This is a genomic window from Burkholderia sp. Ac-20365 (assembly GCF_017104715.1).
Taxonomy (GTDB): Bacteria; Pseudomonadota; Gammaproteobacteria; order Burkholderiales; family Burkholderiaceae; genus Paraburkholderia.
In genome coordinates this window covers 1-13,542 of the sequence record NZ_JAAGPI010000009.1, presented here as the reverse complement: position 1 = coordinate 13,542, position 13,542 = coordinate 1, and the positions used below count along the sequence as shown (strand labels likewise).

Here is a 13,542-nt window from a genome sequence, read left to right as displayed (position 1 = left end):
TCAGCGTCTCATCCCATACAAGACGAATACGCCCTACCCGTTCTGACCGACCACCATGAATTCCGCCGCTTCATCGACCTTCATCGCCGCGTGCGCCGACGCGATCGGCGCCGCACACGTCCTGACCGATCCGCACGATACCGCGTCCTATCTGACCGACTGGCGCCGCCGCTACACGGGCCGCGCGTGCGCGGTGCTGTGTCCGTCTACTGCTGAAGAAGTCGCCGCGCTCGTGCGGCTCGCGAACGAGTATCGCGTCGCGATCGTCCCGCAAGGCGGCAACACGGGCCTCGTGGGCGGCGCGACGCCCGACGCGAGCGGCGAACAGGCGGTGCTGAGCCTGGAGCGCCTGAACCGCGTGCGCGATGTCGATCCGCACAACAACACGATCACCGTCGAAGCCGGCGTCGTGCTCGCCGACGTGCAGGCGCGCGCCGAAGCGGCGGGCCGACTGTTCCCGTTGAGCCTCGCGGCCGAAGGCAGTTGCACGATCGGCGGCAATCTGTCGACCAACGCGGGCGGCACGGGCGTGCTGCGCTATGGCAACACGCGCGAGCTGTGTCTCGGGCTTGAAGTGGTGACGGCGCAAGGCGAGTTGTGGGACGGCTTGCGCGGTCTGCGCAAGGACAACACCGGCTACGATCTGCGCGACCTGTTCATAGGTGCGGAAGGCACGCTCGGCATCATCACAGCCGCCGTGATGAAACTGCATCCGCAGCCAGCTGTGCGCGTGACAGCGCTTGCCGCGCTGCCCTCGCCGCATGCCGCGCTCGATTTTCTGGCGCTAGCTCAACGCCACGCGGGGCCGCTTTTGACCGGCTTCGAACTGATGTCGGACTTCTGCCTGCGTCTCGTGAACCGGCACTATCCGCAGATGCGCTATCCGTTCGCCGAACCGCACGCGCAAATCGTGCTGCTCGAACTGTCGGATAGCGAAAGCGAAGCACACGCCCGCGCGCTGTTCGAAACGATGATGGAAACGGCGCTCGAAGAAGGTGTCGTCGAAGATGCCGTGGTCGCGGAGAATCTCGCGCAATCGAAGGCGTTCTGGAATCTGCGCGAGCACATTCCGCTCGCGCAGGCCGAGGAAGGGCTGAACATCAAGCACGATATCGCGGTGCCGATTTCGCGCATTGGGCACTTCATCGAAGAAACCGATGCGGCGATCGCGAAGGCGGTGCCCGGCGCGCGGATGGTCACGTTCGGCCATCTCGGCGACGGGAATCTGCACTACAACGTGCAGGCGCCCGAAGGCGTCGATGCGAAGCAGTTTCTGGCGCGATATCAGAGCACCATGAATGAGATCGTCTACGACAGCGTGCATCGCCACCGCGGCAGCATCAGCGCGGAACATGGAATTGGTCAGTTGAAGGTCGACGAATCCGCGCATTACAAGTCGGATGTCGAAGTGCGTCTGATGAAAACCTTGAAAACCGCGCTCGATCCGCTGAACCTGATGAATCCCGGCAAGGTGCTACGCTAAGAGCATCGGAATCGACGAGAGGCGTCCATGAAAGTTCGCGTGCTGTCCGATCTGCATCTGGAAAACGACGCGCCCGAGATCATCCCGCATGCGGACGCCGATCTCGTCGTGCTCGCCGGGGACATCCACAATCACGCCGAAGGGCTGCGGTGGGCCGCCGAAACGTTCGACGGCGCAGTGCCCGTCGTCTACGTGCCGGGCAACCACGAGTACTACGACGGCGAACTGGGCGCGCTGGAAACGGCCATGCGCGATGCTGCCGCGAGCGTCGATAACGTGCACTTTCTCAACAACGCCACGCTCGTCGATCCGGGCGGACAGTGGCGCGTGCTCGGCACGACGCTGTGGACTGATTTCGATCTTTACGGTTCGGATGAGGAATCGCGGGCAGCTTCGATTGCCGCCGCCGAGCGCGTGATGCTGGATTATCGCGGGCTGATTCAGGTGACGTGGACAGCGGGCAACGATGCGAGTGACCAGGACCCGCTGCCGGACAACACACCGCGCGATCTGACAGCCGCCGATACGCTCGCGCTTCACGTCCACGCACGCGTGTGGCTCGAAGCCGAACTGGCGAAACCGTTCGCGGGGAAGACGATCGTCGTCACGCATCACGCGCCGCATCGTCGCAGTCTTGCGGAGCGCTACGCGGACGATCTCGTGTCAGCGGGATTCGTGAATCATCTGCCGTCACTGGTGCGCGAACCCGTGGACCTGTGGATACACGGCCATACGCACACGGCATTCGATTACGTGGAAAACGGCACGCGCGTGGTGTGCAACCCGCGCGGTTATCTCGACCGCCGCACGCGCGCGCTCGAAAACGCGGCGTTCGCGTGGGACAAAGTGGTCGAAATCTGACGCTCAGCTATCGTTCAGATATCGCGCGAGCGCCGCTGCGGCCGCTCGACACGAATGGGTACCAGACGCGGTTGCGGCCGCAAACGCTTCACCAGATCGCGCGATGCGGCGATGCCAATCAGTCCCACCATGACGGCGACGCCGATCATCAGCAGATGCGTATCCATGTTGTCCTCTTCGATTCCAGATGTGCTTGCGTGCCGAAACATCCCGGCCTTGACGACACGTTAGCAAACCCGATGCCGTGCGAAAGTAAGCAAGTGTTGCGGCGCGGCAGCGGGATGTAACAGTAAGTCAAAACCTGTCCAACCCATATCGCGCCGCGTCTGCGCTATTTCAAGTGCGCGCGAACTTGCGCAGTTCGGCCTGATCGGTGGCGAGCGTGGCGGGCAGTTCGTCGCGCAGGAACTCGACCCACGTGCGGATTTTCGCGTCCAGATACTGGCGCGACGGATACAGCGCGTACACGTTCATTTCCTGAGAAATGTACTCGGGCAGAATCCACACGAGTTCGCCGCTGCGCAGGCCTGCAATCGCCGAATAAATGGGCAGCACCGCGACGCCCATGCCTTCGCGCACGGCCACGGCCATCGCTTCGGCAACATTGATCTGGAACGTCGACGCGCCCAGATGCAGCGTTTCCTGGCCGTTCGGGCCGTCGAAGGTCCATTCGTCGGCGGGCATCACGGGCGTGATCATCTGCAAGCAGGTATGGCCGCGCAGATCGGACAGCGTCTGCGGCACGCCATTGCGCTCCAGATATTCCGGCGACGCGACGGTGATACTGAACGCGCTGCCAAGGCGCTGCGAGACGAGACCCGAATCGGGCAGGCTGCCCGCGAGCACGACGGCCACGTCGTAGCCTTCGTCGAGCAGATCCGGCATGCGCTGCGCGAGCGTCAATTCGAGGTGAACGTCGGGATATTTCTGCTGATAGCGGCCGACGGCCGGCACGACATAGTGCTGGCCAAAGCTCGTCATTGCATGAACTTTCAGCTTGCCCGAGGGACGCGCGTGCGCGTCGCTGGCTTCGGCTTCCGCCTGATCGACGTACGCGAGAATCTGCTCGCAGCGCTGCAGATAGCGCTCGCCTGCTTCCGTCAGGGCGATGCGGCGCGTCGTGCGGTTTAGCAGACGCGTGCGCAGATGCGCCTCCAGATCGGACACGGCGCGCGACGCGTAGGCGGTCGTCGTGTTGAGATGCTGGGCCGCGCCGGTAAAGCTGCCCGCTTCGACGACGCGGACAAATACGCGCATGTTCTGAAGCGTATCCATGGTTTACATCCAATCTTTCTGTATGGGAAGGATTGTTGCACGATTTGGAAAGACGATTATCTCATTCTCCGTAAGTATGCGTTACGTCCTTGCGGGTTATTCGCTAATTGATCGAAAAATATAATTAGCCCCAAGGTTCTTTAGCCATTTGGGGAGCAAATCGTGCAGTTTCCGGTAAGAAAAGGGATCGCCGCGCTGTCGGTTCTTACGATCTCGTTGATAATCGCCGGCTGCGCGAGCACGGGACACATCGCGCCCCAATCGACCAGCACCGAGCCCGCCTCGCTCGACGTCGGCGCCGCGATCCGCGCAGCCAATACCGACGCGCAATGGCCCGCCGCCGACTGGTGGCGCGCCTATAACGACCCGCAACTGAACGCGTGGATCGAGCAGGCGCAGGCCGGCAGCCCGACGCTCGCGGCCGCGCAGGCACGCGTGCGTGAGGCGCAGTCGGTCGCTGGTGTCGCGAAGTCCGCGCTGCTGCCGCAGGTGAACGGCAATATGCAGATCCAGCGCAAGCAGTGGCCCGACAACGTGTTCTACGGTCCGGGCGAGCTGGCTGGCCAGCAGTCGTGGAACAACACCGCCGAACTCGGCCTGTCGTATCACCTCGATCTGTGGGGCAAGGACAAGAACGCCGCGGAAGAAGCGCTCGATCTCGCGCACGCGCGCGCCGCCGACTATCGCGCGGCGCAACTGGAACTTCAGTCGAATATCGTGCGCGCCTATATCGGGATGTCGCTGAACTACGCGCTGCTCGATATCGCAAAAGAGACGCTCGAACAGCAGGAACAGGTCGCGGCGCTCGCGAACCGACGCCTGAAAGGCGGCATCGGCACGCAGCTCGAAGTCGCGCAGGCGGAAGCGCCGCTGCCCGAATACGAACGCCAGATCGACGCGATCGAAGAAGAAATCGCGCTCGGCCGCAATCAACTCGCTGCCCTTGCCGGCAAAGGCCCCGGCGCGGGTGACACGATCACGCGCCCGCAACTGGCGCTGTCCGGCTTCGCCGGCCTGCCGTCGACGATGCCTGCGGAGCTGATCGGCCATCGCCCCGATATCGTCGCGGCGCGCTGGACGGTTGCCGCGCAGGCGCGCGGCATCGACGTCGCGAAAGCCGACTTCTATCCGAATATCGATCTGCTGGCGTCCGTCGGCGGCTATGCGGCGATGGGGCCGCTCTTCAGCTTCCTGAAGTCGCAATCGGGCGGCTGGACCGCGGGCCCGGCGCTGTCATTGCCGATCTTCACGGGAGGACGGCTGCGCTCGCAACTGGGCGCGGCATCGGCAGGCTATGACGTGGCTGTCGAGCAATACAACCAGTCGATCGTCGATGCGCTGAAGGAAATCGCCGATCAGGTCGTGCGGATGCGTTCGCTCGATACCCAACTGAAGGATGCTCAGCGCTCCGTCGCGACCGCGAACAAGAGCTATCAGCTGGCGCGTGAAGGCTACCGCCGTGGTCTGACTGATTATGTGAACGTGCTGATCGCGCAGACGCAACTGCTGCGCGCGCAGGAAGGCGTCGCGAAGGTGCAGGCCGGACAGCTGCAGGCGCACGCGACGCTCGTGACGGCGCTGGGCGGCGGCGTGATCGATCCCGCCGATGGTCCGTCGCAAAAGGATGTGTTGCCCGCGCATGGCAAGGGCAAGAAAACCGACCCTGCCGATAGCACCGCGAGATCCGACCACAATGCCATTGCAGGCAAGCCCGCCGTCAGTGCAACGACGGGTGCAATCACGGGTGCAACAAGCGGCGCATCGACCGGCACGCCGGCGGTCCACTGACAGGAACGCCGCCGATGTCCTCGAACCCTTTCACCACCCGAACGCCGCCGACACCGGCTGCGCTCTACGCCGCGTTCGTCGACTGGGCGCGTACCGACGGCCGCACGTGGATCTATCTGTTCAAGGCGCTCGCCGCGTGCTTTCTCGCGCTCGGCGTCGCGATGAAGCTCGACCTGCCGCAGCCGCGCACCGCGATGACCACCGTCTTCATCGTGATGCAGCCGCAAAGCGGCATGGTGTTCGCGAAGAGTTTCTACCGGATCTGCGGCACGCTGATCGGCCTCGTCGTGATGATGACGCTGATCAGCCTGTTCTCGCAGCAGCCGGAGCTGTTCATCATCTCGACGGCAATCTGGGTCGGCATCTGCACGGCCGGCGCCGCGCGCAACCGCAATTTCCGCTCGTATGGTTTCGTGCTCGCGGGCTACACGGCGGCACTGATCGGCATCCCCGCTGCGCAGCATCCCGACGGCGCGTTCATGTCGGCGCTCACGCGCGTGGCCGAAATCGTGGTCGGCATTCTGTGCTCGGGCTTCGTCAGCGCGCTGGTGTTTCCGCAGCATGCGGGCGAGCAGATGCGCAGTACGGTGCGCGCGCGTTTTTCGTCGTTCGTCGACTATGTGTGTGCGGCGCTGTCGGGCAATGTCGACCGCGCGCGCATCGAGGCGACCAATGCGAAGTTCGTCGCCGATATCGTCGGCTTCGAGGCCGTGCGCAGTGTCGCCGTGTTCGAAAGCCCCGATTCGCGGATGCGCAACGGCCGCCTGTCGCGGCTGAACAGCGAGTTCATGACCGCATCGACGCGCTTTCACGCGCTGCATCAGCTGATGAACCGTCTGCGCGCGTCCGGCGCGGCAGGCGCGACGGCCGCCGTCGATGCCCTGGAACCGTACTTCCGCGAAATCGCACCGTTGCTGAGCAAATCAGGCGAGCCCGTGCTGACAGCCGCCGATGCATCCCACGCCGCGGCGCAACTCGAAAGGTTCAAGGCCGAATTGCCGAAGCGCATGCGCGAAAGCCGCGCCGCGCTCGAACGCGACGCCGACGTGCCGCTGCTCGATTTCGACACGGGCGCGGAACTGCTCTACCGCTTCGTTGACGACCTGCACGCCTACGCGGCAACTTACGCATCGCTCGCGGTCGCGACACACGAACGCGAGCGCTGGATCGAGCGATACGAGCCGAAGACGAACGGCATCGCGGTGGGCGTCGCGGGACTGCGCGCGGCGATCGTGATGTCGATTCTCGGCGTGTTCTGGATCGCGACGGCATGGCCGAGCGGCTCGACGCTCACGCTGAACGCGGCGGCCGTCTGCGCACTCGCGTCCTCGTCGCCGACGCCGACGCGCACGGCGTTCCAGATGGCGGCGGGCACGATCCTGTCATCGACGCTCGCGATGGTGCTCACGTTCGGCATTTATCCGCATATCGACGGATTCCCGCTGCTGTGCGCCGCGCTCACGCCGTTCCTCGCGCTCGGCGTGTGGATGACGACTCGGCCGAAGCTGGCGGGCTACGGCGTCGGTTATTGCATCTTCTTCTGCTTCCTCGCCGGCCCGGACAACGTGATTCATTACGACCCGAGCAACTTCATCAACGATGCGATCGCGCTCGCGCTGTCGATGCTGGTCGTGGCGATCGCTTTCGCCGTCTTGCTGCCGCCGTCGACGCCGTGGCTGCGCAACCGGCTCCTCGCCGATCTGCGCGCGCAGGTGGTGCTGGCATGTCGTGGCCGCATCGGCCGTCTGTGGAGGCTGCGCACGCGCTTCGAAAGCGGCGCGCGCGATCTGATGCATCAGATCAACGCGCTGGCGGCGAGCGAGCCGGGTGTGAAGCGCGACACGATGCGCTGGATGTTCGCGGTGCTGGAGATCGGCAATGCCGTGATCGATTTGCGCAGCGAAATCGCGACGTTGCCGCGCGACGCGCGCTATGCACCGTCGATGCCGTGGCGCGTGAGTCTGCGCGCGACGGGCGCCGCCGTGAGCCGGCTGTTCGAGCGCCCGCGTGCCGAACGCCTGGACCGCGCGCTGGCCGCAACGGCCGATTCGATCTCCGCCGTTCAACAGATGCTGTCGACCTTCACGCCGCCGCGGGACGAGCGTCATCAGTTGCAACGCATTTTGAGTCATCTGCATTTCATTCGGAGCGCGCTGCTCGATCCGCAATCGCCGCTGGGGCAAGCCAGCGACGCGAGCGATACGAACAACGACGCGCCACAAGGAGTTCGCCATGCCACGTGAGATTGCCGTCCTCGACGCGTACGTGCCTGCCATCGTGCTGCTGTTCATCGCGGGTGCCGCGATCACGTGGCTGCTCGATCGCGCGATAGCCTGGACGGGGCTGTACCGCGTCGTGTGGCACCCGTCCCTGTTCCGCGCGAGTTTGCTCGTGTGTGTGTGCGGCGTGCTGGGTCTCGCCGTTTATCGTTGATCAGAGTCGAATCATGACAATCAGAAACATCATTGGGTTTATCGCGACGGCCATTGTGTTCGTCATTGCGATCTTGATCGGGCGTGCGCTGTGGGTGCACTACATGGACGAGCCGTGGACGCGCGATGGCCGCGTGCGCGCCGAAGTCGTGAACATTGCGCCCGATGTCTCGGGCGCCGTGGTCGAACTGCCCGTGCGTGACAACCAGTTCGTGCATAAGGGCGATCTGTTGATGCAGATCGATCCGTCGCACTATCAGATTGCGGTCGAGCAGGCGCAGGCTGCGGTTGCCGCGCGCAAGGCCGAGTTGCAGATGCGGCGCGACGATGCGCAGCGGCGCGCGGATATGGATAGCCTTGTTGTGTCGAAGGAAAACCGCGAGAACGCGACGCATACGGCGTCGGCCGCCGAGGCGCAATATCAGCAGGCTCTGGCCGCGCTGGATGCCGCGAAGCTCAATCTCGAACGCACGCGGGTGGTGGCGCCGGTTGATGGGTATGTTACTAACCTGAATGTTTATCGCGGTGACTATGCGATTGCCGGGTCGGCGAAGCTGGCTGTTGTGGATAGCAATTCGTTCTGGGTGTATGGGTATTTTGAAGAGACGAAGCTTCCTCATGTGCGCGTCGGTGATAAGGCCGATATTCGCCTGATGAGCGGTGGCACGCTGAAGGGGCACGTCGAAAGCATCTCTCGCGGCATCTATGATCGCGATAATCCCCAGAGCCGGGAGCTTCTGGCTGATGTGAATCCGACTTTTAACTGGGTTAGGTTGGCACAGCGTGTGCCCGTGCGAGTCAAGATTGACTCGGTGCCTGATGGTGTGCTGCTTTCTGCTGGGACTACCTGTACGGTTGTTGTGACGCCGTCGTTGTGATTTTTGTTTTGCTGCGGCGTTGGTGGGTTTGCTTGTGTTTGCGCTGGCATCCGCGGTTTGTTCGCTGGCATCCGCGGTTTGTTACTGGTGCTTCAGGCGTTGCCCCTGTGCGGGGCGGCACTTACTTTCTTTGCCGCCGCAAAGAAAGTAAGCAAAGAAAGCGGGCTAACACCGCCCGCTCTTGACTACCGCCTGAGGGCCCCCAACGGGTCCTCCGCTTCAAACGGCGTTCTGCTATTCACTGCCCGTTGCCAGCGCCTTGAATGGGCGCCTCACCCGCGTCAATCACCCGTAGCGCAGCCAGCGGCAGCGAATGGTTGCGGCCGCCCAGGTGGCAAACTCTGTGTAGGTCGTAGTGCTTCACACCTCAATGCTCTTACGACACCGATCGTGTTTTTCAGTCCGGAGTAATGTGCATACGCCGCGAAAGCCGACACACAGTTTGCCGCTATAGAACCTGGGAGACGCGGTCGCGCGTGTGGCGACGCGGGAGTGTGAAGCGGGTGAGGCGCTCAATAAGAGCGTTGGCAACGGGCGGTGGAAGGCAGGACGCCGTTTGAAGCGGAAGACCCGTTGGGGGCCCTCAGGCAGGAACAAGAATTAGCGGTGTTCGGCGGCTTTCTTTTGCCTACTTTTCTTTGCCGCGGCAAAGAAAAGTAGGTGCCGCCCCGCACAGGGGCGACGCTAGCAAACCACTAACAAATCGCGGATGCCAGCGCAAACACAAGCAAACCACACCAGCGTCGCAGAACAAACCACCCCTTACTACAACGAAAACTTCGCAACAGCGGATTTAAGAGCCTGAGCCTGATCATCAAGCGCGCGAGCCGCCGCAGTAGCCTGCTCAACAAGCGCTGCATTCTGCTGGGTACCAGCATCCATCTGCGACACAGCGAGATTGATCTCTTCAATCCCGGAACTCTGCTCGGCGGAAGCAGCCGAGATCTCCCCCATGATGTCTGTCACGCGCTTCACAGCCTTGACGACTTCGTCCATCGTCTGCCCGGCGTCCTGCGCGAGTTGCGAGCCGTTGCTCGCGCGTTCGACGGAAGCGCTGATCAACCCCTTGATCTCCTTGGCCGCGGCCGCACTGCGTTGCGCAAGGTTGCGCACCTCGCCCGCCACCACCGAAAAGCCGCGCCCTTCCTCGCCCGCGCGCGCCGCCTCGACGGCGGCATTCAACGCGAGGATGTTCGTCTGGAACGCAATCCCTTCGATCACGCCAATGATGTCGCCAATGTTCTTCGCGCTGTCGTTGATCTGGCCCATCGTCGCGACCACGCGGCCAACCACGTCGCCGCCCTTCTCCGCGATCGCCGATGCGTTGTCGGCCAGCGTGCGCGCCTGCTTCGCGTTGTCCGCGTTTTGACGCACCGTCGAAGTCAGCTCTTCCATGCTGCTCGCCGTGCGTTCGAGCGCCATCGCCTGCTGCTCGGTGCGCTGCGACAGATCGAGATTGCCCATTGAAATCTGACCGGATGCGGCCGCGATCGCTTCCGCGCTCGCCGCAATATGCGACACCGTCGACGACAGCCCGTTCTGCATGTCGCGCAGCGCCGACAGCATGCTGCCGCTGTCGCGCTTGCCGAGCGCAATGTCGTTCGACAGATCGCCCGCGGCGATGCGGCTCGCGATCTCCTTCGCGTACACCGGCTCGCCGCCCAGTTGCCGCGCCAAACGCCGCACCACCCATTCGCTGATCACGAACGCGAGCACGATCAGCGCGATCGTCATCACGGCCATCATCACGAACGAAGACTGATAAATGAACGACGACGCGTCGATCGTCGCCTTCGCGGCGGTGCCGCGCTGCGCGACCTGCTCGTCGACGAGCTTCTCCAGCTTGCCCGTCTCGACCAGCAGCGACACGTCCATCGTGCCGACCTGCCAGTTCATCTGCGACAGGTCGAGCGGCTGCGCCTTCACGAGCGTCACGAAATCGCGCAGGTGGCCACTCCACACGCCGATCGCCGCAGCGAACTTCTTCTGCTGCACGGCGGCGTCGGCGGAATTCGCGTATTGCTGGAGCGTGTTGAGTTCGGTCGACAGACCCGCCAGGCCCTTGTCGATATCGGCGCCGAGCTCGTCGCGTTCTTTCGCGGTCGTCGCCGTCAGCAGCATCTTCTGGGCGCGGCTCGCGCGCAGAAGATAGCCGCGCGCCTCTTCGGCGGCCCGGCTCGCAATGTGGCCCTGCTCGTAGATGGAGCGCATCTGGCCATTCAGCCGGCTGATCTGCGCAAGCGAAAACACACCGACCGCCAAAGTGCCCACCAGCAGCACCGCGAACGCGAGCCGCAAGGTCGTTTTCACCGACCAGCTACGCGTGCCGCCCGCTGCCCGCTTGCCCGAGCGCGCCGGCCCTCCGGCTGACTCGCTATCCGGCGCGAACGCCGCCCCCGGCTGACTACCCAGCGAAACTGCTTTCATCGTTATCGTCCCCGCTTGTCGTGCTGCCGGAAAGGTCGGTTCCGGCATTGCTGCTTTTCTCTCCGGGTTGACGGCACCGCCAGCGGCATTCTTGAGGCCGTCCTTCCGGCTGTCGTCCCGGTCCTGCGCGCGCTGCCTCGTGGGCGACGCGCCGCGTGGGATTTATACATTGACCAAAATTCGCCGGGCGCGTTTTCCCACCTTTTGCACCGTTGCTCCACTCTAAATCGCCCCAAAATCGCGCCATCGCGGTGCCGCCAGGCGTATCCGTCGCACAAAAAACAGGCACAAACGGCAGCTTTGCACATCAATGGATGTCCGAATCGCGACAAAACTTGGCCGGACAATTAGTGGGAGACACACTACACTTCATCAAACGCTAAAAACATCTGCTGCCGCCGACGGTTCCCCCCGACTGCCGGCGTTGGCTCCCGAGCCACCCTCTCCTGACCGACCTCATGGAAACCAGCCTCGACAAAGGCGCCCTGGCTGGCGCCGCTGCTTCAGCTTCCGCCCCGGCCGCCCCCCGGCCGCAAGCGAAAACCGTCTACTCAATTCTTGGCGCGATCAGCTTTTCGCATCTGATGAACGACATGATCCAGTCGTTGATCCTTGCGATCTATCCGATGCTGAAGGCCAACTTTGCTCTGTCGTTCGGACAGATCGGCCTGATTACGCTGACGTATCAGATCACGGCGTCGCTACTGCAGCCGCTGATTGGCCTGTACACGGACAAGCATCCGAAGCCGTATTCGTTGCCTGTCGGCATGGGTTTTACGTTGTCGGGGCTGTTGCTGATGTCGGTTGCGCCGAGCTTTGGCGTGCTGCTCATCGCGGCGGCGCTGGTTGGCTGCGGATCGTCGGTGTTCCATCCCGAGTCGTCGCGCGTGGCGCGCATGGCGTCGGGCGGCAAGCATGGTCTGGCGCAGTCGCTGTTCCAGGTGGGCGGCAATGCGGGCTCGTCGCTCGGGCCGTTGCTCGCGGCGCTGATCGTGATTCCGCATGGCCAGCGCAGCATTGCGTGGTTTTCGGCGGCGGCGCTGATCGGCATTCTCGTGCTGACGCACATCAGCCGCTGGTACAAGGCGCATCCTGCGACGAAGAAGGCGCGTAGCGGCGCGGCCGTGCACCCGACGCTGTCGCGCGGCAAGGTGATGTTCGCGATGAGCATCCTGGTGCTGCTGGTGTTCTCGAAGTACTTCTATCTGACGAGCATCAACAGCTACTTCACGTTCTATCTGATCGACAAGTTCCATCTGCCCGTGCAGGCCGCGCAGGTGCATCTGTTCGTGTTTCTTGCCGCTGTTGCGGCGGGTACGGTGATCGGCGGGCCGGTGGGTGACCGGATCGGCCGCAAGTATGTGATCTGGGTGTCGATTCTGGGTGTTGCGCCGTTCACGCTGTTGTTGCCGTATGCGAATCTGTTCTGGACTGGCGTCCTGACTGTGATTATCGGGATCGTGCTGGCTTCGGCGTTTTCGGCGATTCTGGTTTATGCCCAGGAGCTGATTCCTGGCAAGGTCGGGATGGTGGCTGGGCTGTTCTTTGGCTTTGCCTTCGGTTTGGGCGGGATCGGCGCTGCTGTGCTCGGGCAACTCGCTGATGCCACTAGCATTGCCTATGTCTATAAGGTTTGCTCGTTCTTGCCGTTGCTGGGCGTGCTGACTGTGTTCTTGCCGAATATCGAAGCGAAACACGTTAAGGGTTGAGGTTTATTTGCCTCCGGCGGGGATGGGGTTGGTTTCTCGTTGGTTTCTCGCCGGTTTGTCGCTTCTGCCTTTTGCTGTTGTGCTGGCATCCGCGATTTGTTAGTGGTTTGCTAGCGTTGCCCCTGTGCGGGGCGGCACCTACTTTTCTTTGCCGCGGCAAAGAAAAGTAGGCAAAAGAAAGCCGCTGAACACCGCTAATTCTTGTTCCCGCCTGAGGGCCCCCAGCAGTTCCTCCGCTTCACACGGCAACCTCTCAATCACTGCCCGTTGCCAACGCTCTTATTGAGCGCCTCACCCGCTTCACACTCCCGCGTCACAACTCGCGCCATCAGATTACCCGCGTTCTATAGCGGCAAACTGTGTGTAGGCTGTCCCGGCTTATGCGCTCCACTCCAGACTGAAAAACACGATCGGTGTCGTAAGGGCGATGACGTGTGGAGCACTACGACCTACACACAGTTTGCCACCTGGGCGGCCCTAACCATTCGCTGCCGCTGGCTGTGTTGCGGGTGCTTGAAGTGGGTGAGGCGCCTGTTCAAAGCGCTGGCAACGGGCAGTGAATAGCAGGTTGCCGTGTGAAGGAGAGGACCCGTTGGGGGCCCTCAGGCGGAGGTCAAGAACGGGCGGTGTTAGCCCGCTTTCTTTGCTTACTTTCTTTGCGGCGGCAAAGAAAGTAAGTGCCGCCCCGC

Annotated in this window: 10 protein-coding genes; 7 read left to right on the top strand and 3 right to left on the bottom strand. The window is 62.9% G+C overall.

Features of this window, described 5'->3' with window-relative positions; genetic code table 11:
* The first annotated feature begins 55 nt into the window (after positions 1 to 55).
* A complete protein-coding gene (locus G3O01_RS17690) occupies positions 56 to 1,483 on the top strand; it encodes an FAD-binding oxidoreductase (RefSeq protein ID WP_205806446.1) in 1,428 nt (475 codons plus the stop codon).
* A gap of 27 nt (positions 1,484 to 1,510) precedes the next feature.
* The gene (locus tag G3O01_RS17685; RefSeq protein WP_205806445.1) at positions 1,511 to 2,344 is read left to right on the top strand and encodes a metallophosphoesterase; all 834 of its coding nucleotides are present in this window, start codon (positions 1,511 to 1,513) and stop codon (positions 2,342 to 2,344) included.
* A 14-nt stretch (positions 2,345 to 2,358) separates the two neighbouring features.
* Here G3O01_RS17685 and G3O01_RS17680 read toward each other — a convergent pair whose 3' ends face one another.
* The gene (locus tag G3O01_RS17680; protein ID WP_205806444.1) at positions 2,359 to 2,511 is read right to left on the bottom strand and encodes a hypothetical protein; all 153 of its coding nucleotides are present in this window, start codon (positions 2,509 to 2,511) and stop codon (positions 2,359 to 2,361) included.
* Between the two features lie 169 nt (positions 2,512 to 2,680).
* Entirely contained in the window at positions 2,681 to 3,619 is a 939-nt protein-coding gene (locus G3O01_RS17675; RefSeq protein ID WP_205806443.1) for a LysR family transcriptional regulator, read from the bottom strand.
* 162 nt (positions 3,620 to 3,781) lie between these two features.
* Between G3O01_RS17675 and G3O01_RS17670 the strand changes: the two genes are divergently transcribed.
* Genes G3O01_RS17670 through G3O01_RS17655 form a run of 4 tightly spaced genes read left to right on the top strand, consistent with a single transcriptional unit; the run spans position 3,782 to position 8,717 of the window.
* Entirely contained in the window at positions 3,782 to 5,407 is a 1,626-nt protein-coding gene (locus tag G3O01_RS17670; protein WP_205806442.1) for an efflux transporter outer membrane subunit, read from the top strand.
* Positions 5,408 to 5,421: 14 nt separating this feature from the next.
* Positions 5,422 to 7,650, top strand: coding sequence for an FUSC family protein (locus tag G3O01_RS17665; protein ID WP_205806441.1), 2,229 nt, complete (start codon positions 5,422 to 5,424; stop codon positions 7,648 to 7,650).
* Positions 7,640 to 7,840 (top strand): DUF1656 domain-containing protein, encoded by a 201-nt coding sequence (locus G3O01_RS17660; RefSeq protein ID WP_007585430.1) that lies wholly within the window; start codon positions 7,640 to 7,642, stop codon positions 7,838 to 7,840. Before G3O01_RS17665 ends, G3O01_RS17660 begins: the two co-directional genes overlap by 11 nt.
* 13 nt (positions 7,841 to 7,853) lie before the next feature.
* Positions 7,854 to 8,717: an HlyD family secretion protein gene (locus tag G3O01_RS17655; protein WP_205806440.1), complete on the top strand. Its 864-nt coding sequence runs from the start codon at positions 7,854 to 7,856 to the stop codon at positions 8,715 to 8,717.
* Between the two features lie 765 nt (positions 8,718 to 9,482).
* Here G3O01_RS17655 and G3O01_RS17650 read toward each other — a convergent pair.
* Positions 9,483 to 11,144 (bottom strand): methyl-accepting chemotaxis protein, encoded by a 1,662-nt coding sequence (locus tag G3O01_RS17650; protein WP_205806439.1) that lies wholly within the window; start codon positions 11,142 to 11,144, stop codon positions 9,483 to 9,485.
* A 458-nt stretch (positions 11,145 to 11,602) separates the two neighbouring features.
* Between G3O01_RS17650 and G3O01_RS17645 the strand changes: the two genes are divergently transcribed.
* Positions 11,603 to 12,853 (top strand): MFS transporter, encoded by a 1,251-nt coding sequence (locus G3O01_RS17645; protein WP_205806438.1) that lies wholly within the window; start codon positions 11,603 to 11,605, stop codon positions 12,851 to 12,853.
* Positions 12,854 to 13,542 lie beyond the last annotated feature (689 nt).

Bases quoted from the DNA above. Each gene is read 5' to 3' on its own strand.
- G3O01_RS17660 (WP_007585430.1), top strand. From the start codon at position 7,640: ATGCCACGTGAGATTGCCGTCCTCGACGCGTACGTGCCTGCCATCGTG.
- G3O01_RS17650 (WP_205806439.1), bottom strand. From the start codon at position 11,144: ATGAAAGCAGTTTCGCTGGGTAGTCAGCCGGGGGCGGCGTTCGCGCCG.
- G3O01_RS17655 (WP_205806440.1), top strand. From the start codon at position 7,854: ATGACAATCAGAAACATCATTGGGTTTATCGCGACGGCCATTGTGTTC.
- G3O01_RS17665 (WP_205806441.1), top strand. From the start codon at position 5,422: ATGTCCTCGAACCCTTTCACCACCCGAACGCCGCCGACACCGGCTGCG.
- G3O01_RS17675 (WP_205806443.1), bottom strand. From the start codon at position 3,619: ATGGATACGCTTCAGAACATGCGCGTATTTGTCCGCGTCGTCGAAGCG.
- G3O01_RS17685 (WP_205806445.1), top strand. From the start codon at position 1,511: ATGAAAGTTCGCGTGCTGTCCGATCTGCATCTGGAAAACGACGCGCCC.
- G3O01_RS17645 (WP_205806438.1), top strand. From the start codon at position 11,603: ATGGAAACCAGCCTCGACAAAGGCGCCCTGGCTGGCGCCGCTGCTTCA.
- G3O01_RS17690 (WP_205806446.1), top strand. From the start codon at position 56: ATGAATTCCGCCGCTTCATCGACCTTCATCGCCGCGTGCGCCGACGCG.
- G3O01_RS17680 (WP_205806444.1), bottom strand. From the start codon at position 2,511: ATGGATACGCATCTGCTGATGATCGGCGTCGCCGTCATGGTGGGACTG.